Annotated in this window: 30 protein-coding genes and 2 pseudogenes; 4 read left to right on the top strand and 28 right to left on the bottom strand. The window is 39.0% G+C overall.

The window, feature by feature from the left end; all coding sequences use genetic code 11:
* Positions 1 to 302: 302 nt before the first annotated feature.
* From wrbA to MHH76_RS10030, 12 genes and pseudogenes are all read right to left on the bottom strand, one after another.
* Positions 303 to 917, bottom strand: coding sequence for an NAD(P)H:quinone oxidoreductase (gene wrbA / locus MHH76_RS10085; RefSeq protein ID WP_026579653.1), 615 nt, complete (start codon positions 915 to 917; stop codon positions 303 to 305).
* Positions 918 to 1,118: 201 nt separating this feature from the next.
* Positions 1,119 to 1,727: a flavin reductase family protein gene (locus MHH76_RS10080; protein WP_023857599.1), complete on the bottom strand. Its 609-nt coding sequence runs from the start codon at positions 1,725 to 1,727 to the stop codon at positions 1,119 to 1,121.
* 21 nt (positions 1,728 to 1,748) lie between these two features.
* Complete coding sequence (locus MHH76_RS10075) at positions 1,749 to 2,687, bottom strand: ring-cleaving dioxygenase (RefSeq protein ID WP_020451584.1); 939 nt, start codon at positions 2,685 to 2,687, stop codon at positions 1,749 to 1,751.
* Positions 2,688 to 2,719: 32 nt separating this feature from the next.
* Positions 2,720 to 2,858 (bottom strand): annotated as a pseudogene (locus tag MHH76_RS10070) (nitroreductase family protein); the annotation flags it as partial.
* Positions 2,859 to 2,987: 129 nt separating this feature from the next.
* Positions 2,988 to 3,443 carry a MarR family transcriptional regulator gene (locus tag MHH76_RS10065; RefSeq protein WP_020451583.1) on the bottom strand — a complete coding sequence of 152 codons (456 nt, stop codon included), beginning with the start codon at positions 3,441 to 3,443 and terminating at the stop codon, positions 2,988 to 2,990.
* A 215-nt stretch (positions 3,444 to 3,658) separates the two neighbouring features.
* Positions 3,659 to 4,264, bottom strand: coding sequence for a TetR/AcrR family transcriptional regulator (locus MHH76_RS10060; RefSeq protein ID WP_023857600.1), 606 nt, complete (start codon positions 4,262 to 4,264; stop codon positions 3,659 to 3,661).
* 323 nt (positions 4,265 to 4,587) lie between these two features.
* On the bottom strand, positions 4,588 to 4,890 hold the full coding sequence (locus tag MHH76_RS10055) for a hypothetical protein (protein ID WP_023857601.1): 303 nt from the start codon (positions 4,888 to 4,890) through the stop codon (positions 4,588 to 4,590).
* 16 nt (positions 4,891 to 4,906) lie between these two features.
* Entirely contained in the window at positions 4,907 to 5,401 is a 495-nt protein-coding gene (locus tag MHH76_RS10050; protein WP_020451580.1) for a GNAT family protein, read from the bottom strand.
* Positions 5,402 to 5,532: 131 nt separating this feature from the next.
* Positions 5,533 to 6,333 carry a DUF2935 domain-containing protein gene (locus tag MHH76_RS10045; protein WP_020451579.1) on the bottom strand — a complete coding sequence of 267 codons (801 nt, stop codon included), beginning with the start codon at positions 6,331 to 6,333 and terminating at the stop codon, positions 5,533 to 5,535.
* An 82-nt stretch (positions 6,334 to 6,415) separates the two neighbouring features.
* Positions 6,416 to 7,279 (bottom strand): manganese catalase family protein, encoded by an 864-nt coding sequence (locus MHH76_RS10040; RefSeq protein ID WP_023857602.1) that lies wholly within the window; start codon positions 7,277 to 7,279, stop codon positions 6,416 to 6,418.
* A gap of 76 nt (positions 7,280 to 7,355) precedes the next feature.
* Positions 7,356 to 7,895, bottom strand: a complete 540-nt coding sequence (resA, locus tag MHH76_RS10035) for a thiol-disulfide oxidoreductase ResA (protein WP_039072736.1) — start codon at positions 7,893 to 7,895, stop codon at positions 7,356 to 7,358.
* Positions 7,896 to 7,956: 61 nt separating this feature from the next.
* Positions 7,957 to 8,397, bottom strand: a complete 441-nt coding sequence (locus MHH76_RS10030) for a hypothetical protein (protein ID WP_039072735.1) — start codon at positions 8,395 to 8,397, stop codon at positions 7,957 to 7,959.
* A 179-nt stretch (positions 8,398 to 8,576) separates the two neighbouring features.
* Here MHH76_RS10030 and MHH76_RS10025 point away from each other — a divergent pair, with 179 nt between their 5' ends.
* Positions 8,577 to 8,933, top strand: coding sequence for a YxeA family protein (locus MHH76_RS10025; RefSeq protein WP_020451575.1), 357 nt, complete (start codon positions 8,577 to 8,579; stop codon positions 8,931 to 8,933).
* Between the two features lie 36 nt (positions 8,934 to 8,969).
* Here MHH76_RS10025 and speG read toward each other — a convergent pair whose 3' ends face one another.
* The 4 genes from speG to MHH76_RS10005 all read right to left on the bottom strand — a co-directional run bounded on the left by speG (position 8,970) and on the right by MHH76_RS10005 (position 10,858).
* Entirely contained in the window at positions 8,970 to 9,512 is a 543-nt protein-coding gene (speG, locus tag MHH76_RS10020; RefSeq protein ID WP_020451574.1) for a spermidine N1-acetyltransferase, read from the bottom strand.
* A gap of 28 nt (positions 9,513 to 9,540) precedes the next feature.
* Positions 9,541 to 9,858 carry a multidrug efflux SMR transporter gene (locus tag MHH76_RS10015; RefSeq protein WP_020451573.1) on the bottom strand — a complete coding sequence of 106 codons (318 nt, stop codon included), beginning with the start codon at positions 9,856 to 9,858 and terminating at the stop codon, positions 9,541 to 9,543.
* Between the two features lie 2 nt (positions 9,859 to 9,860).
* Positions 9,861 to 10,193, bottom strand: coding sequence for a multidrug efflux SMR transporter (locus MHH76_RS10010; protein ID WP_020451572.1), 333 nt, complete (start codon positions 10,191 to 10,193; stop codon positions 9,861 to 9,863).
* 80 nt (positions 10,194 to 10,273) lie between these two features.
* Positions 10,274 to 10,858: a TetR family transcriptional regulator gene (locus MHH76_RS10005; protein ID WP_020451571.1), complete on the bottom strand. Its 585-nt coding sequence runs from the start codon at positions 10,856 to 10,858 to the stop codon at positions 10,274 to 10,276.
* A gap of 560 nt (positions 10,859 to 11,418) precedes the next feature.
* Between MHH76_RS10005 and MHH76_RS10000 the strand changes: the two genes are divergently transcribed.
* Positions 11,419 to 12,039, top strand: a complete 621-nt coding sequence (locus tag MHH76_RS10000; protein ID WP_026579659.1) for a hypothetical protein — start codon at positions 11,419 to 11,421, stop codon at positions 12,037 to 12,039.
* A gap of 352 nt (positions 12,040 to 12,391) precedes the next feature.
* On the opposite strand, the gene MHH76_RS09995 is transcribed toward MHH76_RS10000, so the two are convergent.
* The 9 genes from MHH76_RS09995 to MHH76_RS09955 all read right to left on the bottom strand — a co-directional run bounded on the left by MHH76_RS09995 (position 12,392) and on the right by MHH76_RS09955 (position 19,852).
* Complete coding sequence (locus MHH76_RS09995) at positions 12,392 to 12,562, bottom strand: hypothetical protein (protein WP_162157328.1); 171 nt, start codon at positions 12,560 to 12,562, stop codon at positions 12,392 to 12,394.
* Positions 12,563 to 12,683: 121 nt separating this feature from the next.
* Positions 12,684 to 13,160, bottom strand: a complete 477-nt coding sequence (locus MHH76_RS09990; protein ID WP_023857607.1) for a hypothetical protein — start codon at positions 13,158 to 13,160, stop codon at positions 12,684 to 12,686.
* A 130-nt stretch (positions 13,161 to 13,290) separates the two neighbouring features.
* Positions 13,291 to 13,863 carry a GNAT family N-acetyltransferase gene (locus MHH76_RS09985; protein WP_023857608.1) on the bottom strand — a complete coding sequence of 191 codons (573 nt, stop codon included), beginning with the start codon at positions 13,861 to 13,863 and terminating at the stop codon, positions 13,291 to 13,293.
* A 33-nt stretch (positions 13,864 to 13,896) separates the two neighbouring features.
* Complete coding sequence (locus MHH76_RS09980; RefSeq protein ID WP_043054323.1) at positions 13,897 to 14,379, bottom strand: DUF4944 domain-containing protein; 483 nt, start codon at positions 14,377 to 14,379, stop codon at positions 13,897 to 13,899.
* 105 nt (positions 14,380 to 14,484) lie between these two features.
* Positions 14,485 to 15,081, bottom strand: coding sequence for a class I SAM-dependent methyltransferase (locus MHH76_RS09975; RefSeq protein ID WP_020451565.1), 597 nt, complete (start codon positions 15,079 to 15,081; stop codon positions 14,485 to 14,487).
* A 695-nt stretch (positions 15,082 to 15,776) separates the two neighbouring features.
* Complete coding sequence (locus MHH76_RS09970; protein WP_023857612.1) at positions 15,777 to 16,004, bottom strand: hypothetical protein; 228 nt, start codon at positions 16,002 to 16,004, stop codon at positions 15,777 to 15,779.
* Between the two features lie 60 nt (positions 16,005 to 16,064).
* Entirely contained in the window at positions 16,065 to 17,042 is a 978-nt protein-coding gene (locus MHH76_RS09965; RefSeq protein ID WP_020451563.1) for an alpha/beta hydrolase family protein, read from the bottom strand.
* A gap of 1,081 nt (positions 17,043 to 18,123) precedes the next feature.
* On the bottom strand, positions 18,124 to 19,347 hold the full coding sequence (locus MHH76_RS09960) for a cation:proton antiporter (RefSeq protein ID WP_020451561.1): 1,224 nt from the start codon (positions 19,345 to 19,347) through the stop codon (positions 18,124 to 18,126).
* Positions 19,348 to 19,363: 16 nt separating this feature from the next.
* Positions 19,364 to 19,852: a cation:proton antiporter regulatory subunit gene (locus MHH76_RS09955; protein ID WP_020451560.1), complete on the bottom strand. Its 489-nt coding sequence runs from the start codon at positions 19,850 to 19,852 to the stop codon at positions 19,364 to 19,366.
* A 1,305-nt stretch (positions 19,853 to 21,157) separates the two neighbouring features.
* Here MHH76_RS09955 and MHH76_RS09950 point away from each other — a divergent pair.
* Both MHH76_RS09950 and MHH76_RS09945 read left to right on the top strand, forming a co-directional pair.
* The gene (locus tag MHH76_RS09950; RefSeq protein WP_020451558.1) at positions 21,158 to 22,012 is read left to right on the top strand and encodes a manganese catalase family protein; all 855 of its coding nucleotides are present in this window, start codon (positions 21,158 to 21,160) and stop codon (positions 22,010 to 22,012) included.
* A gap of 460 nt (positions 22,013 to 22,472) precedes the next feature.
* Positions 22,473 to 22,789, top strand: a pseudogene (locus MHH76_RS09945) (hypothetical protein).
* Between the two features lie 124 nt (positions 22,790 to 22,913).
* Here the strand turns inward: MHH76_RS09945 and MHH76_RS09940 are convergent.
* From MHH76_RS09940 to MHH76_RS09930, 3 genes are all read right to left on the bottom strand, one after another.
* On the bottom strand, positions 22,914 to 24,350 hold the full coding sequence (locus tag MHH76_RS09940) for a DUF6179 domain-containing protein (protein ID WP_043054322.1): 1,437 nt from the start codon (positions 24,348 to 24,350) through the stop codon (positions 22,914 to 22,916).
* 1 nt (position 24,351) lies between these two features.
* On the bottom strand, positions 24,352 to 24,819 hold the full coding sequence (locus tag MHH76_RS09935) for a DUF6323 family protein (RefSeq protein ID WP_020451555.1): 468 nt from the start codon (positions 24,817 to 24,819) through the stop codon (positions 24,352 to 24,354).
* A 1,076-nt stretch (positions 24,820 to 25,895) separates the two neighbouring features.
* Positions 25,896 to 26,099 (bottom strand): hypothetical protein, encoded by a 204-nt coding sequence (locus tag MHH76_RS09930; protein WP_023857616.1) that lies wholly within the window; start codon positions 26,097 to 26,099, stop codon positions 25,896 to 25,898.
* Between the last annotated feature and the right edge of the window lie 318 nt (positions 26,100 to 26,417).

Genomic DNA, 26,417 nt, shown 5'->3' with positions numbered 1-26,417 from the left:
CACCCCTTTTGCATTTGTTGATTGATCGTATGACTAAATAAAATCATTTCACTTATGTTTACGTTCATATGAACTTAAAGTTTCATTTTTTTAAAATGTAATAGAAAAAATTTTATCATTGCAATTGCGAAATCAATGGCATCGTTAAAGGATATGTCGGATATCTTACTCTTTATGCCGCGTATATCATGGCGTGTTCGCAGTCAAATGAAGACGAAGCGGCATGCCGAACCAACTATCAGCTGGGCACATACTAAAAAAAGAGCCAAATGATTGGCTCTTTTAAAAATATTAAATTTCAATTATTGTTGATTGCCCTTTTTAACCCATTCAGCTACTGTCACTGTGCGTTTAGCTTGATGTTTCACTGCAGCTTCCACGTCTTCAATCATCTTCCCGTTTTGATCGACTGTAACACTCGTTCCATATGGATTTCCGCCAGCCCCGAAGAGGACAGGATCAGTGTATCCCGGAGAAGCAATAATAGCTCCCCAGTGCATCATTGAAGTATATAAGGACAAAATTGTTGCTTCTTGACCACCATGTGGATTTTGAGCGGAGGACATTGCGCTTACAACCTTATTTACTGTCTTTCCGTTTGCCCAAAGTCCGCCTTGTGTATCAAGAAACTGTTTCATTTGGGATGCCATATTGCCAAAGCGTGTTGGTGTACTGAATATAATAGCATCTGCCCACTCTATATCTTCTGAGGATACGACTGGAATGTCCTTTGTTGCATCAACAGTGGATTTCCACACTTCATTTCCCTCAATGGCTGATTGCGGAGCCAATTCTTGTACTTTTAAAACTTTGACCTCAGCACCTGCTTCTTCCGCACCTTCTGCAGCCCATTTGGCTAATTGATAGTTTGTTCCGCCCATACTATAAAAAACTACAGCTAATTTTACATTTGACATATGATCCAGCTCCTTTGATTTTCTAAATAGTTTGTCTAAAAATCCCATGTTTTAACACCTGCTTTTTTGTTTTCTTTTCGGCAAACCTTTTAAGAACCACCCCCTTGAAGTGTTTCGCTGCCATTATTATTCCTTGCTAGAATAAACTTAAAACATTTCAATTTAATGAATCTCAATTTCGAGATATTATGGATGGTTATATTACTTCGGTCTTTTTCTGGTGAAGATTTCGCCAATCTTTGCGTAATCATGCCCGGCTAAACGACTGATGGCGCCGAGGCCTCTTGGATCGATTTTTCCATTTTCATAGATGTCGCTTTCGATATGATATTGAACGACTCTGCCTATCATGAAATCGCATCCGTCAGAGTGCTTATCTCCCAACTCTAATGAGTACTCCAGAACACATTCCATACGCACTTTTGCTTCTTTCACGCCCGGCACCGAGACTTTCACACTTTCGACGGGGGTTAACTCCGCTAACTGAACTTCACTTTGACTTGGTGGTAGGCTGGCGGCCGTTAAATTGATTTTTTCAACGTTTTGTTCATCAACGATATGGACCACAAATTCTTTGCTGTTCAAAATGTTTCTCGCTGTATCCTTTTGGCTCCCTGCAAAACGTTGAATAGAAAGGGAGATCATCGGAGGATTTGAAGATACAATATTAAAGTAGCTAAAAGGAGCTCCGTTTAAGACGCCCTCCTCTGATAAACTTGTAACAAATGCAACCGGTCTCGGTATAATACTCCCGATTAAAAACTTGTAGTTCTCTCTTTCTGTTTTTGTATTGGGATCAATGGACAGCATCGAATCACTTCCTTACAAAAATTAATCCAGCGCCTTCACTGTTACAGGAATTAATCTTCTTTCTAACTGCTCTCTGTAGTGTTCATACTGGGCCGGCAGCATTAACTGTTCTCCCATTGTTTCATATGATTCATCATGGGCGAATCCTGGTGGATCTGTTGCAATTTCAAATAAGATTTCCCCGTGTTCTCTGAAATAAATCGCGTTAAAATAATTTCTGTCTTGCACAGGTGTAACACGGTATCCGTTTTCCGCAACATATTTTTGCCATTCCAATTGATCATTGTCATCAATGGCTCTCCAGGCAATATGGTGAACTGTACCCGTCCCCATTTGTCCGCTTCCTATAGTTGTTAATTTCAAATCAATCATATTTCCTATGTCACCAGCAGAACGAAAACGTACAAAATCTCCTTCTTCTCCAACTTTTTCAAGTCCCATGACCTTTTCTAATAATTCAGCCGTTTTTTCGGGTTGTTTGGATAACAGTGTTGCTCCACCAAATCCTTTGATTGCATTGTCCGGTGTTATTTCCCCTACTTTCCAACTGTTCTTTTCCCCTTGTTCTCTTTCGACAATTTCCAGATGAAGACCATGAGGATCATCGAACTCCAAGTATTCCTCTCCAAAACGGTTCATTTTTGTATAAGGCACATTGAATTTTGCTAATCTGTTTTCCCAAAAAGCCATTGCGCCTTTAGGAACGACGTAAGAAGTCACTCCCACTTGACCATCTCCAATGACTCCTCGCCGGGCACCTGCCCAAGGAAAGAATGTAATAATCGTTCCCGGTTTCCCGCCTTCATTGCCAAAATAGAGGTGGTATGTTCCCGGATCATCAAAATTAACGGTTTTTTTCACTAAACGTAAACCAAGAACGCCAGCGTAAAAATCCACGTTCTCTTGCGGATGGCCGACAATCGCTGTAATGTGATGGATTCCGCTTGTTTTCTTTTTCATTCCATTTCACTCCTCTTTCATGAAACATAGCTTTATGATGAGATATACGTTACAAATTCATTTACAGGTTTTCTAAATCCCCGTGATTTTTCTGCTTTTTATTTTTTCCTTCCCGAGGGTGATCATCATGACAACTTCATATTGTTCACTTATATTCAACACCTCTTTAACCTTTAGATGAGCCCAGGATCTTGTTATGTCATGAAGCTCATGTTCAGAAATAGAATACCCAGTTCAATATTTATTTCTCATTATCATGAATTCATATATTTCGAATTCGAGATATTATTATAAAAAAATTTACATGCTTTGGGCATGGAAGCCAAGTTTTTTTAACTTTTCAATTAGAACTTCTTTTTCTTTTATGTCTAAGCCGCCGAAAATGCCTTTCATAGCTGTTTTATGTTTTGGAAAAAGATTGTTCATCAGTGCAGTTCCTTCATTCGTTAAAGCAGCGTATGTTATACGGCGATCTTTAGGACAAGGCCTTCTCTCTATTAACTTTTTCTTCTCCAACTTATCTACAACATAGGTAATGCTGCTGCTTGCGATTAATACTTTTTCGCCTATTTTTTGGATCGGCTGATCGCCTTTACTATAGACTAATTCTAGAACAGCAAACTCAGTTGGGTTTAGTCCTAAACATTTAATATCCTCTTCCACGCGCTTTTTAATCGATTGCAGTGCACGAGACAACACAATAAATGCCTTTAAAGACAACTCCTCTTCGTATCTCTCCATTTCCTGACTGCCCACGGTATTCATCCTTTTTAATTATCTCGAATTCGAGATAATTGTATAATAACGATTTGCTGTTGTCAACTTTTTAAAACGGTTTATGTTATTACGAGTTAAAACAGATGAGACAGAATTGTTAAACGGATGCATTTCCATTGCCGAAGCAGGATTCGGATCTAACACAAAAAACCGCCGACTCAAGGTCGGCAGCGCCGGCTGTTTCAGAAGTCTTGTCATGCATGAAATAGTTTGTCTTTTATCTGGAGATGCAGCTTCGGATTCAGCAAGAAAATAATGGACTGAAGCTGTTCCTGTTTATTAATCGAGGGATCCGCGTGGTGTTGATGGTTGTATCCGTTAAAGATTGCAATCAGCGTGGTGGCCATCACCTTCGGATTGAGCTGTTTCTGAACGATACCTTCTTCCTGGAGCTGCTCGATCAGTTCGACAAAAAACTCCCTCCACTGTTCATACAGAAGGGCTACTTTTCTTTGAATCTCAGGATATCTATGACTATTTGCCATAAATTCCAAAAACAAAGCTGTCGAATGCTCTTTATTTGATGTTTGAATCAAGTGTTCAATCCCTGCGAGCAATCCCCTCAGCGTCTTTTTTCGAAAACAATTCATGCTGGTTTGAAAGCGATCTTCCATTTGCTCATTCATAATATGGAGAAACAGCATCTCCTTTGACTTGAAATACAAATAAAACGTAGCTTTAGAAAAACCGGCTTCTTTCATAATTTCATCTACAGAGGTTGCCGAATATCCATTTTGGGCGAACAGATGATATCCGGCTTCTACGATCTTTTGAACCGTATTCTGTGTCTTCTTTTTCATTAAGCTGTCCTGTCCTCTCTACTTCTCTAATTAAGTTGACCATCTATGTATTGAGATATACTGGGAACGTCAAGGACTCGTTATGTTAAAGAAAATTGGAAAAAGACGCTTAAAATCTTTTGCTCAAACATACACTTGCAGCCTAAGCGGACGTTCTTTCATCAAGCATAGCAGTGACATATAAACACCGCCAAGTGACATTAGCCCGGTAAGTCAACAAGGCCAATCGCCCTAACAGGCCGGTAGCCGTATGTTCCTTTCCTTGCAAAATTCCCAACATTCATTCTAGCATTTACTGCTAAAAACTTCATATATATTGTAATTTATTTAATTGGATTTTTCTGTTTTTTAAAAGCCTCTATGAAATACCCGGGGTCCACATCCACTTCATAAGCAAATACCCCTTGGTTCGTATGGAGGTAAAGCAAACCGGCCTCGGAAAAAGGCCTGTATGATACATCGTGGACGTGCTCAAGGCGATACTGGCGGCTTGCCGTTAAAATTTTATCGTTGTACAGGTACATTTGATTATGCTTTTTTGTATAGGTTTGCCGGTTAAAATCAATCGTCCGTTCTGTTTTGTAGTAGCTGACAGCGGCGATGGCCTGATGGCACCCGTCTTTCATTTGAAACCTCCATTTGCTATTCGTTGATTAATTTGGACATGACATATTCATCAACATATTGTCCTTTTACTTTCAAAGCGTGCTTTTTAGTGCCTTCAATGATAAAACCCATTTTTTTGTATAAACGCACGGCGGCTGTATGATGGGTCATGACAGTCAGCTCAAGTCTGTGAAGCTTTTCTTCACAGGCCCATTTTTCCAATGCCTGAAACAGCTTTACTCCAATACCTTGTCCAATATATGTTTGGCGTATGCCGATGATGATATGGGCACGGTGGCGTGTTCTCTGAACCTGTCCTCTGACTGCTGCAACATATCCGACTAAGCTTCCGTCATCAGCCGCACAAACAAAAACTTCACACACGCCGGATTGGATCTGTTTGATTTGACGTTGTGCCTGAAGCTTTCGTTCACCCGGTTCAAACAGCATGAATTCAGATTCTTCATCGATCGTTTCACAAAGCTTCAGATAGTTTTCTGCATCTGAAGCTGTTAATTTTCTGATATGCAAGAAAGGCCCTCCAAACAGTTTTTAGATTATCTATATATTCTGAATTATAATCGCATGAAAAAGGCTGTGCAAACCGCAGGTGCCAAGATCGATTCGCGGCTTCATCAAAAAAAATAGCAAAACCGTCGGCATTACTTTTCAAGCAGCCTCGGTTTCGCAGGGTCGCACGCAGGTTTTTGCGTATTTGTCGATTCGGCGATTTTCATTAAATAATAGCATTCTTCCCTCATCATGTGATCTGCCATCAGCGCGGAGAACGTACCGAGCATCTGATCTGTAAGCTCCAGCTCCTCCACTTCTTTCAAAAAGGTACGAAACAGCTCAATCTCAAGCTTCACGTCTTTATTCATCCTTCTGAGAGCGGGAAAAGATTCAACATTCGCTCTGAGATACCCCGTCAATTCAACGGATTTAATATAGAACTGTTCAAAGTGTTTGACAAACTCCCTGCTCTTCTCTTTCAACCGTTTTTCCACCGCATCCAGGTCATCGGCAATTGCTCCAGCATGTCCGGCGGCATCCATCAACCACAGCATATGGTGGTGCAACTCGTGGAAAACAGGCGGCACTTCCCGTTTTTTTAAGTATTTTAGCACAAGCAAGTACTCCTCCAGTTCATTTACCATATGGTTGATAAAAGTCGGAGGAAGGTGAATTTTAATATCGCCTGTCAGGTGCCTTTTAATGATGGAGAGTTTAAATTTCCTGAATTGAAGGGCATATTCTTCAGCTTCAAGCGTTAATGAATACAAATCAGGCGAAGCATTCACTTTTTTCAGCAAAACATCAAACGTCTGCTTGAACTGCTTCGCCTTTTGAATATCTTCTTTTTCCCTTTCAGCCAAAGAATCCAAAATAAAACGCGCATGATCACCCAAAACCTGAAGCCAAAATTTATGTTCAAAAACGGCCGTCTCCTTATAAGTTTTCAAGCTTGCGCCTCCCTTTAAATACCATTCTTCACTATGGCTATTCGCTGCAAGCCCGAAATATGATCATGCAAATAGAAGCTGATCAATAAAGATTCGGAGGCAGTATATCATCCCGGGGATGTTGAATAACCGATGGCGGCGTATCATGAATATATGCAGGCGCAGGTTTTAACACCGGTTTTTTCGCAAGGGGCTGAGGATGTTCAACATACTGAAAAACGCCTTCCCCATCCATGCTCGGTCCCTTCGCCCATCTGCCTGTAGCGCTCTCGTTGCCTCTTGAAAAATTAAATAATACATGAGAGACTTCCCTTTTTTCCAGATGGCGCGGAAACGTGCTTGGGACGACGACATTTTCTTTCGCTTCCAGTTCTTTAATGGCTGCAAGCCACTGGTTTTGATGCATCGTATCCCTTGCAATCAGCCAGGACAGCATATCTTTGACACCGCGGTCCGTCGTCTCTTCATAAAGGCGGACCGCCTGCAGGCGTCCCTGTGATTCCGCGTTTAAATTTGCCCGAAAGTCGGCAAGCAAATTTCCGCTTGCAATAATATAATCGGCAGTCCAGCGGTTTCCCACACTGTCGGCCGGCATCGCCCCTAATCCTGATACGATGGCATGCTGCGGATTCATCCCTCCGAGAATGGCACCGAGCACCGGATCTTTTGCAGCTTTTTCAAGATCGCCGACCGGCGCACCGTCCAAAAGCCTTGCAATCATCGTCGCCAGCATCTCGATATGGGCGAGCTCTTCAGCTCCTGTATCCATCAGCAGATCTTTGTACTTGCCGTTTCCTCTGACACTCCAGCCTTGAAAAAGATATTGCAGAGCTACTGATATTTCCCCGAACTGTCCTCCCAGTATTTCCTGCAGCTTTTTCGCAAATAATGGATCGGGTTTTTCAGGCTTTGCATGATACTGCAGTTCTTTAATATGAAAAAACATAAGATCGCTCCTCTCCTGAGCTACCTTATGAACGATAAGAACAATAGGTGTTTGTCTATCCCTTTTAAATGAGTTTCTATGAACCGCTAAGAAGGTCTTCAATCCACATATCAACTTGCCGCTCAGACATTCCTCCGACATACATCCGCTCTGGTCTTCCTTCCCGATTAATGAATATACTTGTAGGCAAATAATAAATTTCCCAAGAACGGTAAACTTCAGCCGATTGATCCAAAGCGACCGGAAAAGTTAAGCCATGGCGGTCGACAAAGCTCTTTACTGCACCTTTCGATTCACGCACATTGACAGCGATGATTTCAAAACCGTCTCCTTTAAAACGGTCATAAGCTTTTTGCATGACCGGCATCTCCTCTTGGCACGGTGTACAAAAAGTCCCCCAAAAGTTAACAAGTACCGCCTTTCCCCGTAATTTTTTCAGTTCGATGTCACCGCCCTCTAAAGTCGATAATTTAAAATGTAATGCCTGCTGATGAAGGGCAGTGCCTGCCTGTTCATTCCGGCCTCCGGCAATATGCTGATAAAGAGCAAAACTAGCCGCACAACATAGGAGCAAGAGGATGGCGCCTCTCAATAAAAGCAGCGTTTGTTTTTTCATTTTTTTCTCCCGATATGTTAGCCCTAATATGAAAAAAGGACTCTCCTCTGCTGGGCTTTCTTTATGATGAGTAGTCCGGCATTTCATGCTCAAAGCCGTAAAAGCCTGTAATTCCAACATCTCCGCAGCCTGACACTTTTGTGATATCCAGGAAATGATTGCGGTGCGGCGTCCCGCTCACTTTATCTGCAGCACTTAAATGAAGATGATTTCCAGTAAATTCTTTCTCGCTTAAAGTGATCGCATGTCCTGTTAACGTGATTCTCTGCAGCTTGATGTTGAGTGTACAGCCTTCTGCATTAAAAATCGTAAACTTATAATACAGCCATGTCGGGTAGTAATTTACATTGGTGCTGTCCGCCATAAAAAATCCCACTTGATCTTCAGTCATTGTCATGGTCGTCTTTTTCTCATCTTTTGTAACGGCGGCATCAGCAGGCTGAATATGAAAACTGCAGGCCATCATGATTGAAAACAACATCAAAAATAAATTTTTTTTCATTGGCGCCCCTCCCTTTTTCCATATTATGAACTTTATTGAATAAAAAGGATATCGAAATTTAATCTCCCGTTTCAAGATGAGTGTGCCGAACGATCCCTTACAAAAGTGTAATGTTCATGTCACGTTATTCGATTTTTTTATCAGACAATGAATCTTAGAATGATAAATGAGGTGAAATTGTGAAAAAGCATATCGTATGGATCAGCCTGATGATCATATTTACCGCATTATTAAGCGGATGTAACTTAAACCGTGTGGGAACAGACGAATATTATGTTCACATTACCGGAAACGGGAAGGAAGACACGTCGAAGTTTGACGACGGCGAGGAATACTCCGTCTTCAAATATGAACTGGCCGGTTTTGATGAGGACGGTCAAGAAAAAACAATGGAATTCACAGCTGATAAAAACCTTCGTACAGGCGCGTTTTTACGGCTTTTCTATTCTGAAAATAAAGGCGTGAAATCGTGGGAAGAGGTTGAAAAAGACGATATTCCCGACAAAGCCAAAGATCGATTAGGTGTGAAAAATTAAAAAACATGCGGGAGATGGCGGCGCCATCTCTTTTGTTTATCCTTGCATGCCTTCCTTTTTGCTTTTTTTAAGTGATAAAAATTCATCCTGAAAAATGCACATTCTAATAGCGTTACGATAATAGCCGTCAACGAAAAACTCATCCTGCAGCTCGCTCTCGATTGTGAACCCTGCCTTTTTATACAAGTGAATCGCTTTTGCATTATCTTCGTCGACGATCAAATACAATTTGTGCAAATTCAAAACGGAAAACGCGTAGTTCATCGCCAAATACGTTGCGCTTGACGAATACCCGTTCCCTTGATGCTCTGGATCAATGATGATTTGAAACTCCGCCCTTCTGTGAATATAATCAATTTCGACCAGCTCAACCAATCCGATCATCTCAGTCTCTTTCTCTATGATAAAGCGCCGTTCGCTTTGGTCATGAATGTGTTTGTCAAACAAATCCTGCAGCTCAACAAAAGTCTCATACGGTTCTTCAAACCAATACGACATAATCTTCGCATCGTTGTTAAGACGGTGGACAAACGGAAGGTCTTCTCTTTCGAGCGGACGCAATTTAAGCTGATTGAACATATCAGCAACCTCCAATATAAATTAAAATTTAAGATGATGTAAGGCGCAGGCCGATCACCCCGATTATAATAAAGCCAAGTGAGATGAGCTGCGGAGCGCGAATCCGCTCCTTAAACCAAAATAAGCTGACTGCCGTAATGCCGATGCTGCCGATCCCGGTCCAAACGGCATAGGCAACACCGGCTGAAAGTGCCTGCATGGCTTTCGAAAGGCAGAAAAAAGACAAAGCAAACCCCAATACCATGACAATAATCGGCCATTTTTTTCTTGTGCCGTCTACATATTTCATAGCGATGGCGGCAATGACCTCTTCGATTCCAGAAATCACCAAAAATAACCACGGCATGATCAATCACCCCCTGACTGGGTATTGTTCTCTTTTGTAAACATTTTCATGCCAATAATGCCTCCCAACAGCACGATCAAAAAAAATATTTGCCCTCCTGAAAAGGGTTCGCCCATAAAAACACCCGTCACATATGTGCCGGCCGTTCCGATTCCGACAAATACGGTATAAGCCGACGCCATCGGAATGTTCCTGTAAGATCGTATCAGCATGAGAAAACTTGCCGCGATCAGTACAAAGATCATCAGCCAATCGGCGAAGGAATCCGCATGTTTAAGACCTGAGGCCCAAACCACTTCCAAAAAACCCGCAATAATGACGAGGAGCCAACTCAATGATAACACCCTTCCTGTTGTGAATGAACGTCAGTCATTTTTAGGCCGATAAAAAATGAACAGCTGCAGCCGGTCATTTTTCACTTGGTTCCTATGCTTCTCTTCAGAAAAGTAAATATTTCTTTTTTGAACACACTGAGCTCTTCGTCTTTTTCCGCCCCGATGTAATAACGTTCCGCTGTGTTTTCGACAAAGTTGATAATCGTTCTGGCCGTCCAGCGCACATTGATGTCCGGAATGACCTCGTTTTTCTCAACTGCTTTTTCAATAAGTCCTTCAAGCCAGGAATAATAAGGCTGATAGATCGCCTCCCATTTTTCCATCGAATGGTCAAAGGCAAGACCTGAGTAGCAAAGAACGATAATATCCTGATGAAGTTCCGTCATGTTGAACGTCTCATCGATCATGATGTCCAAGGCGGTCCAGAAAGACATGGTTCCGTCGACCTTGCTCTTAATATGGTCCAAAGAATGTGTCAGAAGATTTTCCGCGATCGCTGGAATCAGCGCATTTTTGGATGAGAAATAAAGATAAAAAGTGCCCTGCGCAGTACCTGCTTTTTTCACGATATCTGAAATCGACGCCTTATCCAGCCCCTTTTCAGAAATGACTTCAATGGCCGCCTGCAAAATCTTTTCATATTTCCCGGACGTTTGCTTTGGCATGTTGCAGACCTCCCTAAAAATGAATGACTATCATTCATTTTAGTGGAGCGGCTTTTCATTGTCAACCGGGCGGCGCAGGACTTATTTCCTTAAACTTTCTTTAAAATCCTAAGCATAAGCTGGCTTTGGATATGAATCCCTTTTATACTTTACACATATACCGAAAACAGATGGAGTTGATATTGTTGAAACCGCTGATCAAGCTGGCATGCGGAGCTGCCTCTCTTATCGCAGCCGTCCTCGCAATATGTTTTGCAGTGAAACGGAGCAAAGACAAACATTAGGAATTAGGAAAAGTTCTCAGCAAAAATTTTCTTTTGCTAAAAGTTTTTTTGTTGATCTCCCTGTTCATTTTAAAGAGAAATGCAATGCATAGTGATCATGAAATCGAACAATCGATTAGACCTCCTACAGCTTTTTATGAATCTTTTTGGACTATTATCCTATATGAAATTATCCACACAAAATATAACACTTGGAAAATCAATATGATATAATCATCACTCTAATGAGTAAATAAAGAGCTTTTTTAAATATATAAACTGCGAAGGGGCTATAGAATGGAACTTACGATCACCAGAGCACTAAGCGAACTCAAAATGTTGGATAAAAGAATCAAGCGGGCCGTAAATGAGAGTACATTCGGAGGCTTGATGATCGGAAAGAAACTGCCGAACGGATTTCGGACAACCGAAGACTTGGAAACTAGGGCGAAAGCCGATTATCAATCAATTGAAGCCTTAATCAAAAGGCGAAATGCCATTAAGTCTGCCATTGTTGTATCCAACGCGACGACCAAAATCGAAGTGGCCGGAGTCAAGATGACTGTGGCTGAAGCCATCGAAAGAAAAACCTCCATCAGCTACGACATTCAGCTTTTGGATAAGCTGAAAGAAGTGTACGCTGATTTAGTCGACGAGGCCGAGAGCGTCAATCAAAAAGTAACAGAAAGACTAGACAAACATCTGGAGACTCTTTTCGGAAAAGACGGCAAAGTAAAAGCGGCTGAAAACCAGGAAATCGTCAAATCTTTCCTCGCTGAAAATGAAGCAAAAATCATCGATCCGCTGAACCTAAAAGAGAAGATCGATTCCTTGTCAAAAAAGATCGAGGACTTTGAAATGGAAGTTGACTTTGCATTGTCCGAGAGCAATACACTCACCAAAATCAAAATCGATTAACGGCCGATTGTTAGCCAACCGAAAACCGATAAAACTAAACACCTTCCGAGGGAAAGGTGACTCCCTCCTTTTATTTCATCTGCACAGCCAAAGAGACGCTGTGCCAACATTGAGATAAAAGCTCAAAGCTCAACGTTCAGCGTTTACAGCTTAAGTATCAAAGCTCTTAACAGTTCAAAGCTTACGCCTTAAAGTTAAAAGATCGATAAAATCTGGGAGAAACGGCTGCTTGAGCATTTGTTTACCGGCTCAGTCGGTTGCCGCCCAGCAGGTTGGCTAACAATGGATATCAATAACAAAAAAACGTCTATATAGACGTTTTTTTAGTGGATTCGCAAATCAAAGGATGCGCTCAATCTTTCTGTTTGTCCTTTTCTATATGCACCCAAAGATAATAAATCACCCCGCCTGCTAAAATAAACACAATCCCCAAGTACCTTTGTTCTGAGGGAACAAAAAATTGAAATAAAAACGCTAAAATTAAAGCCGGTACCATAATCATGAAGTATTTCTTTTTATCCAACATGTAGAACACCCTTGCATTAGTTTTAGCTAAATATACGATATAGGTGTTGTTTGGTTTCAATTTTTAAAGATTCCGCTCTGATTTATGACAATATGAATCTGGAATAATGACGAAAACCTCAAAGGTCTTTTTCTTTATGCAAAATATAATGGCCGCGGGCAGGTTTTTTAATATCTGGGCGATGTTTCATTAAGCTCTTCATAAATGTCGTCATGTTTTTAATCGGAAAGCCGGTTTCTTTCTCGATTTCAGTTTTGAGCTTAATGCCTTTCAAGCCCTCTTCATAGCGGCTTAAAATGTTTAAGGCAGCCTCACGCTGTATGGTTGTTTTTGATTGGAAAATAGTATGAGATGGAGTTTTGATGGGTGGATGTTTGTCAACGGCAATCTGGGATTGTTTTAATTCCTCTGCTGCAGCGCTTGCCAAGTCGATTAATGAAGATTTTTTGTTAATTGCGGGATCACTCTCCTGATCCAATTCACGCAGCTTCGAATAAATGTCTTGTCGTTCTTTCCGCAATTCCCGCATCACCTGAATCTCCGCATCACCTAGCTGTTCAAGTCTCAAACGCAACGCTTCTCTTTCGTCGAACATATCTCCCACATCCTAAAATTAAGATTCCATTATAGTTTATAGGACTTTTTTAACTTTAACAATTTATTTAAAAATAAATTCAAGAAAAGTTCTTTTTATCGTTAAAACGCATAAGGAATATAAAGGATGATTACGTTATTGATGTTCTTGTATCAATCGGCATATCCTTCGTCCGTCTCCTCCAAATCATATGATCATATCCTTTCCCCCAATAATCCTTCAGCATATAGTCAGGCTCGCCGAATTTCTTCTTCCATATTTTCTGTGCACCGGGATAACCGCTGTCCAAACAAAATTCCTTCACTCCCCGATTCAGAAAGGTCAAAAACATAACGTTGAACAGCAAAGACCCGATTCCGCGTCTTTGATAATCCGGGTGGACAAATACCGTCCCTACCTCATATAAATCCTTTAAAGCCCCATCCGTACAAATATCGATCAATTCGCTTGCAGGGCCATATTCGATTGTACCGATGATTTTATTCAGACGTTGATCTGAAGCGATAAAAAAATGCCGGCTCTTCCCTTTGCTGTCTAAGTCTGCTTTCAAGTATTGCCTCTTACTTTCAATTTCACTTTCTTGATGATCAAGCAGATCGGATATCCCCTCTTTAGCAAAAGTATCCTCGACCACGATTCTGAAAAACTGATTCAGCTCTTCAACGTCGTCAATTTGCGGCCTTCTGATCTCAATTTCATTCATTTTAAATCACTTCCTTATTCAGTGATTGTCGTTTCATTTATACCACGGAATCTTGGTTAATTTCATTATTTCTGCGTTCTCTTCATCTCCGGTTTTCCACTCCACTTTGACTGATAACGCATGCCCGATGACATCCTCTTCAAGCATAAAATCAAAAGTCGCGATATGATCTTCCATATGGCCTCCGTCATCCATTTCCTCTCCGGTATACTCAGAAAGATCGTATTCTCCTCTATCATCATACTTTTTGCCGTCTATGTATAAGGTGATTGTTTTCACAATCGTTCTTTTCGCATCTTCTTTCGCGCCATCCCAATACAAATTCAAAAAATAATTAGGCCCGATTGACGTTTTATCTGATTTCTCAATCGAAGCATGCCACAGACCGCTTTCCCCCTCTCCTTCATACACCACTTTCTTTCCGAAGATCATTGCACTGACATATCCCCCGCCAATTAAAAGCAGAAATGCGCTGCTGATCATCAGCAGCCGTTTGAGTCCATTTTTGTTTTTCATCATTTCCCCCGCTTTCATCACAATAGTAGTGATGACGGTGAAAAAAGTTACGCAAAAAAGGCGCCATAAACGGCACCTTTTTAAAATCATATTTCCCCGGAGTATTCAGCGCTTTTGACCAATAAATTGAATGACATGAGACAGGCCGTTGTGCCAAGCCCCTTCATGACGAACGACTTCCCCCATAAAAAAGTGGACAATACGCCAATCTGAAAAGGTTTGTAAAAATTCTTCCGGTGTATATAAAAGCTCCGGATCCTGCGGCCCGCCGCTTTTGTAAGGAATTTGGTGCGTCGAATACACTTCCGTCACGAAAAATCCCCCGGGCTTCACGGCTTCTTTTACTCCAAGAAGTGTTTTTCGGCGCAGCTCTTCTGGAAAATGTCCAAAAATACATACAATCTCGTCCCAATGCCCTTGATTCCAAGACGCTTCATTTAAGTCAACAAGCTCCGTCTTCACCGATACATGACGGGTTTCAGCAAGCTTTTTCGTTTTCTCCAACCCTGACTCGGCATAATCCCATGACGTGACGTTCATCCCTTGTTCTGCTAAAAAAACCGCATTGCGCCCCTCGCCTTCTGCAATGGCTAAAGCATCACCCGACAATTGAAGTTTTTTCTGCGAATCTGCCAAAAACGCATTCGGTTCCGTTCCATACACATAGTTCTCATCTTGAAAGCGCTCGTGCCAAAAGTTCATTGTTTTGTTCTCCTTTTTTGGATGCTTCCATATCAATGGTATTGTGATTCGTCGTTCATAGCCATTGATATACCCGCTTCTTTTAGAATATGCATTTTATTTTCACATCGCAGATAAGGTGTTTTTAAACTCGGCCCCTGTTTTTAGCCTTTAGGATAAATCAATATTTTCTTAATGGGATCTTACCAACAATGCTTTTCAATGAAATCCTATAATGATGTTCAATATCACGTCCAAGTTTTTCGTGTAAAATTTCCATTTTTCCGGTGATGTAATCAAGGTCGAATACATTATATGATTGTTGAGTTTCCCAAATGGTCGTTAGTCGAGCCTTATAATCAAATGGTATCAATGAAATAATGGGTTCGCCCTTTTCATACTCCGTGGTGTGATATCTATACTCCATAACTTTGTTTTTTTCTTGATCTTTTTAATCCACTCATTTAGAGAAACATAAAATTCCAATAAGGCGATATTTTTTTGAAATATGTAATTCATTTATTTTGATTTCAAGTTCTCCCTCTACTCTCATTGCTATGGAAGGGGCTTTTCTCATTTTCATTGGGATATCTGATTCATCAGATGTGAACTTATAAACTTTTGAGATAGTATGTTTAGATCGAAACAAACTGTCTCACCACTCCGCTCACCTTGGCCCAATATTACGGATTAGCCATTTTTCACTCCCCTTTGAACTAATCCTTCTCCTTATCATTTGTTCGCAAATGAACGATAATCAAGACTACGCCTAAAATAAGCAGCAGCACCGGATAAAATAATACAGATGATTGAAAATAAGCTGAAGCTTCATCATTGCCAGCTGCATCAGTTATATCATGAGGAAAAGCAACAGATAACAACCGTAAGATAAATAGCATGACGAGACCAAACAAAACTGAAACAAATCCGGAAACAAAGTACATAAAAAGCCTCCTATATAATGATTTAGCATTCTGGAAATTGCCCGCTTATTAATATTGAAATTACTTATGAATCTGCTTTAATTTTTTTCGGATGAAAGAAATCGTATCTAATGCCAGCTTTTTGCGGCAAAGAACAATTCCGGCATGGCCGCAATTGTAGAGACGTCTTTCGGGCTTCCCCCAGCTTTCCCACAAATCATCAGCATCCTGTATATGAACATATTGATCATGTGCCGCGGAAATCAGCAAAATATTATCTTTATTAACTTTCGGCACAGCCTGGCTGGGATCTGTAATTTCCCAATATGTTTGTAAATCTTCATATGTCACACCGTGCTGTTCCAATTCTTCTCTTATGAATTTACCCGGGATGGTATTCCATATCGCATAAGAAAGACGATTGGCATAAAATATCGATACCACGATGTCGATTTCAGTCTCAAGGGCAGCCAGTAAATTTGTCATCCACCCGCCTAAACTGACGCCCACTATAATAACAGGGCCGTTTTTATTTGCTTTTATCCAGTGAATGAGAGCCCGTAAATCGACGATAGCTTGTCTCGCCGAATCAACCGTACGATTCAAATTCGCGCTTATCATCAATTCTCCGCTGTAAAGTGAATGTTCCGGCTCTCTTTCAAAATGATACGGAAGAGGATAGTAGTACATGTTCCAGCCTAAATCGTTCATGATACGATCATGAAATATCTTTTTTATTCTGTCGTATGAATCCATTCGCCAGCCATGCACAAAAATAACATTAGGCTGATTTATATCATTTTTATTTAAAAAAACCTCGCCTTTTAAAGCATCATTGACAGGGTCCCCGGATGGAATTAAAGATTCATAGCTGAAATGTCCAGCCAAATAGTTTTTTCTTGATTCATGAAGCATAATGGCGACATCAGCCGCTTTTGCTTGATAGAATTCCCCCCTGTCAATCAAATTCAATGAAAAAGCGGAAAAATGTTGATCTTTACTTCTTTTTCTGTGCAAATCATATAAAGCTAAACGATCGATGATCTTTGCAAAAAACACTTTTTGCCCTCCTGAAGATTTTAGTAATAGCGCTTTTATGGACGAGACGTTTGGCCAAAAGAGGAGCTCCTTTAACTTTCACAAACTGCTTTTATATTCTTATCGCTTGCCTCTCGCAACTTCAATATTTTTTGTTAGAGCAACGCCGCTGTTTAAGCCCCTTAATTATACGCCATACAAATTGTTAGGATTAAAGCAATTGGATAAAAAGCTGATGCTAATTTTTGCTTCTTTTCATCAATTTGAATTAAGTTTTTACGAGATAAAAATTTGCAAATCTCGGGTAAGAATATCAAGATAACCTGTGACAAGAAAGACAGCTTTTGCAGTATGGTAAGCGGACTAAACGTAAACCCGAATCCCGCATTTCCACCTATTGTTGACCAATACATAAAAAAGTTAAGGAAAGGTATTATAAAGCAAAATATAAGTCTGTATAGGTTGATATAGTAATCATGTTTTTCAGCATTAATACCTTTGGAAGAAAATCTAAGTCCATAGATGAAAAGAAAAACCGTTCCAAAACTTAATATCGGCTGCTTGATAAAGTACGCCAAAGCAAAACCTATTAAAAACATAATTTACTCCCTTACATTTCAATCAGTAGTTTAATGACAGACGCCGTTCTAAAATGCCAAACTAATAGCTTAATTTACTGCATAGCGGAAGGATGATGTCTAACACTTCTATTTGTATCCGCCTTTTTAGTAACCAATGGCGACTGCAGTTCATTCATTTTATTGCTTTACGTCCCCCATTATGGCAAGCAGGATGCCGCAAAACATTAATGAGAATGATTTCACAATCAATTGCGGCTCTACTTTGAAATAGGATGAAGCAGGATCGCTCGAGGCCCCAGTTGCCGAATGTATCAGCCTAAGCTTCTATAAAACAAAAAAGTAAATGTATACAGTGAAGTCATCCGCTGCAGCTCTCACACCAATAGTGCAAAGCAACGTAGCTTTTTTAAAGAAGAAAGAAATTGATTTTTATTGAAGAAAAGCGACGAATTGAAATTTTATGTTGATCGTGTAAGTTTAAGAGAAATAGCTGATGCCGCTACGGAAGATAGGCATATAGATTAAATGGGTGTTTTCATTTTGCTCTTTTCCGGAGGTTTGCTCCACTTGAAAATTTTGTTTAAATGTTTATAAACATTCTTACTTTCTTTTGCCATAAATGGTCCTGAAATTGCCAGAATGAGAACATAAAGCGCGGTAAAAGGAGTTAAAATAGGATTTAATCCTGCAGCGACCCCTAAATTTGCTACAATGATAGAAAACTCTCCCCGAGCCATGATGGTTAATCCGATATTACTAGAGGCCTTATGGGATAGCCCCGCTTTCCGTCCAGAAATCATTCCAGCCACAAAATTGCTTATTATCGTAAGTAAAGCTGCCCCTAATGCCAGCCAAATGGCATCTGCTAATGTTGATGGATCAATACTTAATCCAAAGCTGAAAAAGAAAATTGCGCCAAAGAAATCTCTGAATGGAACGACAAGATGTTCAATGCGATCCCGATGCTCGGTCTCAGAAAAAACTAAACCTAACAATAAGGCACCAATCGCTTCTGCCACGTGAAGCGTTTCTGAAAATCCCGCAACAAAAAATAAGATCGAGAATATCACAATGATAAAAATTTCATCTGATTTTATGTTTAACCATTTATTTAATAACGAAGCTCCTTTTCGAGCGATAATAAAGAACAGTAACATATAAGCAACAGAAATAAGTACAGAGGTGAAGATACCGAGAAAGGATGTAGACCCTGCAAGCAAAACTCCTGATACAGTTGTTAAAAATAAAGCCAGAAAGATATCGTCAAATAAAATAATCCCCAGGATGAGCTCTGTTTCTGGATTCGCTGTTCTTTTTAAATCGACAAGAACTTTGGCTACAATCGCACTGGAAGATACACTAAGCAGTCCAGCAATAATGAGTGTTTCCATCCAAGGCATGCCTGCGATTAATCCATACAGGAGACCTAAAATAAAGTTAATGGCTACATAGATACTGCCGCCTACTACGATGTTTTGACCTGATTTGACCAGTTTGCCAACGGAAAATTCAAGCCCTAAATAGAAAAGTAAAAAAAGCACACCTATTCGGCCTAGAAATTGAATAATCTCATTACTTTCGATAAATGTTAAATCGATGATCCCAATCGTCGGAGCATGCGGGCCTACAATCATCCCAAGAATAATTAGAAAGGGGATGATTGAAAACTTTAGTCTATTTGCAACAACAGCCCCAATCGCAACTATAACAAGTGCCGTACCAACTTCAAATACTAAGTGATCCATCTATAATCTCCACTCCTTAGGTTGATAACAGCTTTTTAATTAATTCTTTAATCTGCTGCCTTTCTCCTGAAACAACCAATGTGTCGCCAGCTTCAATAACTGTATCAGATCCCGGATTGTGTGACTTTTTGCTGTTCTTTTTCTTAACAGCAATAACAGTAACTCCAAAGTTATTTCTAATATCAATTTCGCCAATCGTTTTATTTACAGCAGGTGCATTGGGTTCTACTTGATACCATTCAATGATTGTATCGTCAAAGGCAAATTCTACAGTTTCTAAAGCTTTAGGTTTATATGCCATACCTCCTAATATACTTGCAATTTTTCTGGCTTCAGAATCATTAAAAGTAGCACTGACCAAAACCTCTTCATGATCGTCAGCATCAAAATGATAAATTTCTCTGCGGCCGTCATCATGGATTACAATGACCAACTTATCCTGATTTTTTGTAAAGATTTCAAACTTATATCCGATTCCCGGAAGCTCGATTTCCCGAATGTTCATTTAATATTCCTCCTCTGAAAACAATAATGGATATGGATTAGGGCTATTCTAAAGATTGACTTCAATTTTGCTTTCCTTAAATCCAAAGACATCTGAACGACTCAGAAGGGCGAATCGTGAAATCGCCTTCGAAAGCAACCTCCTTCCCTATTGCCCCTTCTTTTTCAAATAATTTTAATATTTATACGTGAAGACAATAAAGAAGGTAAGAATGTTCAATTTTTTTACATATTTTACAAACAAACTCACTCAATATAATTTACACATATTACTTAATTAACCTTCTTGATCCATGTCACTCAATACCATTATAGTATTGTTGTGTAACAATGCAAACGCCAAAGATTATGTAAAAAGCCAACACTTGATTAAAGTTACTTCGCCTCCCTCGGTTTTATACGATTATCTCACAAATGCTCACTTAATCGCTGGATTCCATTTCAATTAACAGGTAGTTTTAGGTAATTGAAGAGGGATTCAGGGAACAGTTGCTTGATAAACTTACTAAAGCTGCATGCAAAAATAACCTGGTTGAATACTTTTTATAATTTAAGCTCAGTATATGATAATCCCCCAAATGCAGTATACATAGTGGATAGTCAGAAATTATGGAAAATGAACAGAATTGACAAGTTGTAGTCATCTCTTTTTCAAGAGGAACTTTGCATAGAATGCTGAATAAAATATGTAGCTTGTGTTGGAAAATTGCTGTTTTTTAGTACGATCCTGATATTGTACATTGACCAGTGTCTACACCTTTGTTTAAGGTTTTTAATAAACGATTACGACAGACATGACTGAACTTAAGATTTCAAAAAAAGTTTCTCTCCTTTTAAAACCAACATAGCCAATTCTTTTTCTAAAAGGAACCAGCATTCCAATGTTCGGTTATGAAAGTCCTTTTTGGTCTGGACTAAATTTCAATCCGCAAATAATTAGCCGCTGGCTATAAAAACCCATTTCTAATGAACTACCAACGAAAATCCAGACTTTTATGATCGATATGAGCATTTCGGGACCAGTTTAACTAACAAAAAAACCTTGAAAATCCAGGGGGATTTTTTGTAAGTTCATCAATCCGCCCATTCCGTCTATCAATTTCGCCGTTTTCTCTTTCCGAAAATTCGAATAAGTCGGGTTCAAATAGGAATTATTTTGCGGCTCTCTTGTTTATATATTTTTTTCGTGTTTTATTTGTGATTTTTTCATTCTGGTTTTATTTCTTGCTGAGAAGAAAATATCTGTATATTTTATCTTCTCTTACAAATGATATAAGAAATCAATCATTTAAAAGCGAGGTATGTTGTGTATTACTACAAAGAGGAACTTATAAATATCATTAAACCGGACAAGCCAGACCCGGCAGCCGCTAAAGTGTTGCAGGAAATTTTAGGCGGACATTTTGGAGAAATGCGTACGATGATGCAGTTTTTTTTTCAAAGCTCAAATTTCAGGGGAAAACAGAAACAATACCGTGACCTGCTCCGGGGCATTTTCTTAGAGGAAATTGCTCATGTTGAACTGGTACAAAGTACAATTAATGCTTTATTAGATGAATCAGGCGGCGAAGGAGCCGGCAATCAAGGTGCAGATCAGGCTCCCCTCAATGAAGCGATTAAAAATGCTAATCCTCATCATTATATTATCGGGGCGCAAAGCTCTCTTCCCGTTGATGCAGGGGGGAATCCGTGGAATGGATCTTGGGTGTATAACCACGGAAACTTAATTGCCGACCTGCTGGATAACTTGGTTCTTGAGTCGACAGGCGTGCTGCAAAAAACAAGGATCTATGAAATGAGCTCTAATCAGACATTTCGGGAGACCCTTGCTTTTCTTATTGTACGCGACAATGCTCACCAAAATGCGTTTGCCAAAGCCCTTGAGACATTGGGGGTTGACTGGGCGAACCTTTTTCCTGTGCCGAATTACGACATTAATAAATATCCCGAGTGCAGAAAGTTTGTTGAATTAGGCTACCACAATGCCCAGTTTAACTTCAGGTTGGATGAGACAAGAATCGGAGAAATCTATCAAGGAAAATCTCCAAGCCGTAATGGCGGAGAGTTAAAAGTAACAGAGCCTCCCGCAGGATTTCCTGTCCCCGTGCTTCCGGAAATACCGAATGAACATAGTCCCGGGTTAGGCGATATGAATGCCTGATCAGGATGTATGAAAGTGCTCAAGAAATCTCTTGAGCACCTTTAATTTTGATTGATTATGCTATGATATAGAGATGAATATTTCATCGACATCTCAATCCTAAATGTGGTAAAATCGATGCCGATGTTAACCATAAAAAGGAGAATTATGTGTATATGAGTATTATTATTTTAGCATCCATGCTTTTTTGGGGTGCATTAATTTATGAACTAAGTAAATCTTCAAAAAAGCAAAACAACCGAAAAATTGTATCTTTGATATCTTTGGGCTCTTTATCAACTTTAGTTATTACTATTTCGCTTTTTCAAAAACTTCCGTTTTAATTTGTTTATTACTAAATCCTTCGTATTAAATTATTCATTATTATGCTTTTTCCATGAAACAAAAGAGATTAAAGTAGTTTCAAGTGAAAATAGAGACGCTATTACAGTAATATCACTATTTTTAAGGAGTCACTTGGATGTTTATAAAATATAAGAATACGATTTACTAGAACTTTTTGAGAGTGAGCCAGCCAGTATAGCTGATGATCCAGAGGCTGGCGAATTTATTTATACTTATAAAGATAATCAAAACTTCAAGTTAATCTTGACGCTGGATGTTTATCAACTAACTTGCAGCCTGGATATAACCTATAAAGATTTCGCGGTATTTACAGGTGTTTTTCAAAACGTAACTAGCATTAAGAAAGTTGAAAATTTCATGGTTGTAAGTATTGGAGAAGAAGAGAGAATAAAAGTAAAATTCACTAAGCAAGTTGGAGTAGAATTACTTTAAGCTTTTAAGTTGTGTTGAAAAATAACTTTCTTGGCGGGATAAGATTGCATTTATCGAGTGCTGTTATTTATCTTCGTCTTTCTTTAGACTCTCCTTTGTAAAAACTTATAAAAACGTCTTTAACTTAATAAAACGATATCTCCTCATAGTCAATATCATTGATGAGCTGTCCAATCGTTGCAATGCGCTCATCTTCTAATTGTTTAATAAATTTCATATAATATGTTTCCCACTCGCTCTTTGCTTCAGAGCAGTCAGCAACAATGTCAATGAAATTGAGGATTCCCCCTCTTAATTCTTCATAAAATACAATTTTCGCAAAAATGGCCAATTCAAAATTCCCAAGCGTAGCAAAAAGTGCGTTATATTCGTCGTCAAACAGACATCCCGAATTTAGCAAATCCAAATAATCATGCAGTGAAACAAAATGATCGCGGATCAGCGATATTTTTTCTGCTGTGTTTTTTCTTTCCATGATGCAATCCACCAATTTCCGCATTTCAATATCACTCATGCGATCATTTTCATTTAACATTAACGCTATTGGTTTTTCTCTCTCTTCAATTTCTCTGATGATCAACATTTTGAAGCCATCAATTTCCGCAGCGTTATTTACCCTTTGAATACATTCATTGCGATACAAATTGATATAATCAGTAATCGTTTGATCTGTCTTTAAATCCCGCTGTAACCGATCAAATGCTTCGTTAATCAAGTTTGCCCTTTTATCAGCATGGCAATCACTTAACAACCGACTCAACCTGTCATATTGAACTTCAGAAATTCTGACTTGATTGGCTTCGCCCCCGGATAGCAGTGAAAAAACAGCATTGTTTATCATTAACTCAAAAATATTAAAAAGTTCTATGCGATAATTAAAGCGGCATATTCTCCCGAAGCTTGTCAAGATATACATTAGATCGTGATGGTTAAAAAAGTGACAGAATCTCGTTTCTATCAGCAGTCGCTCTAAATACTGTTTAATATAAAAAACACCTTGCAGTTCCATGTTGTCAATAGCTAAAGGATAGTCAATGCTCGCCATCGTATTTTGAGCTTCAAAAATAATATTATAATGATTCATAAATACAGGTAACGATTCGTCAATGGTTAAATTATAAGCATCAACAGGCACATCTAACTTTAATTTTTTTACGTCTTGATACAATTGTTTAGCTTCTTCAAAATAACAGTGAAGTAATTCGACACCTTTGGTATATATATTTTTTATACTATCAGAACGTAAATGTACGATAACCTCTTCAGGTTTCTCAAAATGGAGAGCATAAGCATCTATTGCATACATGAGGGAAACCATAATCCCTTCCGCCGTTTCTGTAGTAACCGACGTACTTTCCCCTTTGGTATACTGGCCTATCAATCGTTGCAGGATTTGCATAATCTCTACCTGTATCTTGTAAGCTTTTTCGCTGGTAATAACTCCAACCCTTTGGCCTTCTTTTAGAAGCGACAACATAAATTGGCTTTGCTTTAACTTTGATTTATCAATCGTAAAATTTGAAACCAAATCATAGCGATTTAAAGTATTTTCTTTTCCCATGTTATTCATCACCTTTATATAAAGACTCACTTCTCATCGTATTTCTTCTGAAACTCTCCGCGAGTTCCTCCATTTTACTTCTTAATAACTCTAAAGACCCCGCAGAAGGTCCGTTAAAACACTCCATCATCTGATGAATCAGTTTCATGTCACCTATCTTATCTTCTGTTTCATTTCTGAGATAATAAAAAATCTCCTGAAGCTCGATTAACGTTTCGACATCATGATCCTCATCCATATAGGGCGAAGCAGCAAACACCTCAATTAATTCCTTTAGTACTTCAATCCCCAGCTCTATACGTCCATGATCATGAAGCACTTTATTTCTATAAACGATTAATGTTTTGATATCGCTGGGTGTTAAGATCAAGCCATGCTCTTTTGTTTTTTCATTTAATTCAAGCAGTTCCATCATAGGTTTTGATTGAGGGGATAATTGAATGGAATTCAAAAAACGAGATAAGTTCATAACCTCTCTTCCTTTCAAAAGCATCTTTTTTTAAAAAAACATTGACTTTTTATATCTTGTGTGCTATGATAAAATTAGGTGTTTTTTATAACAATGATTAATTTATTCTATTTACTTACATATGTCAATAGTTGTTTTTCAGCAGCATTGTTTCTTTCCCTCTTAAATCAGCTTTTTATTCCTCAAGACCAATTTAATTTCCCTTCAACTCAACAGATTTCGTTCAAAATTTTTATCTGCTTATACTTCATTCTATTAATTGTTGTGTAATTTAACTTTTCTATTTTTTGTCTTAGACCCGTAAATACCATCAGTGACGGTCCCGCCGCTTTCTGACCGTATTGCCGTCAATACCTTGCTCTCTTAGGGCTAAAGAACAGCCAACGTTTCCTGAACCTGACGTACAGCCGCTCCTTTCATTTCATGCGTTTGTCACTTTAAAGATGCCGACCAACAGTGTGTTGGATGATTTCTTTCCATTTGTACTAACTTTTTTCAAACTAAAAAGGCTGCAGCTTGCAACCTCATTTTGTTAACCTTTTTGTTTCAATGCCTCTTTCTGTTCTGGATATGATAGGTTTTCATTTCATTTTCGACAACAAAAGAAATAAAGACATTTCAATAAGGAACTCATACTAGAGAGTAAGTGAATGCCAGTGTTCATAGTGAGAACTCCGAAGGAACTATAATGTCCGAGTTGAAAACAAACGGTTTTGTTCTTCAGTCAAAGAATGAAATAAAGATGCTTATTTCATCGACATCTCAATCCTAAATGTGGTAAAATCGATGACAATGTTAACCATAAAAAGGAGGATTATGTGTATATGAGTATTATTATTTTGGCATCCATACTTTTATGGAGTGCATTAATCTATGAATTAAGTAAATCTCCAAAAAAGCAAAACAACCGAAAAATTGTATCTTTGATATCTTTGGGCTCTTTATCAACCTTAGTTATTACTATTTCGCTTTTTCAAAACCTCCCGTTTTAAAAAAATTGTTTATAACTAAATCGATCGTATATGTCGTCGGTGTGGTATTGTTATAAAAAAAACCCTTCTTGCAAGAAGGGTTTTTTATTCATTATTCTCTTCTTTATTATCCAATTCTGGAAAATCCTCAATCATTGATCGAATATCTTCAACAAATTCTTTCTCTGTATATTGACCACCCGCGTGTTTTAGATTATCCAGTTTTCCGCAAATAACCTTAAGGGTTCCCTTTGCGTGCTCTTCTTTAAGGCCGTTTACTTTGTTTATCATCTTATCCAACTCAAACATTTAATAGTTTCCCCTTCGCTTATTGTTCCCCTAAATATAACATATTCATTCCAATCAGTATTTGGTCACTTTTGCCGCGTCATTCCAAGCTGACCACACTTTTCGCCTAACACACGTGGTTTTACTCTTGGAATTCAGGTACAGACATGAAATATATTAAGAAAAGCAGCTGATGTTTACTCCCAATATCAGTAAGAAACTTGACCAAGATAGAATCGAAGATTACGAAGGTTATGTCTCATCGATTATGGAGTTAGATTGAAACTTCAAATTTTTTTGGTCATATTTTGGTCACCCAATCTTTTGACCAAAATTCAA

Origin of the sequence: Bacillus sp. FSL L8-0193 (assembly GCF_037976065.1) — a bacterium.
In the GTDB taxonomy this organism is placed as follows: Bacteria; Bacillota; Bacilli; order Bacillales; family Bacillaceae; genus Bacillus; species Bacillus paralicheniformis.
Note: the sequence above shows the minus strand (reverse complement) of the source record. Positions and strands in the feature narration are given on the sequence as shown.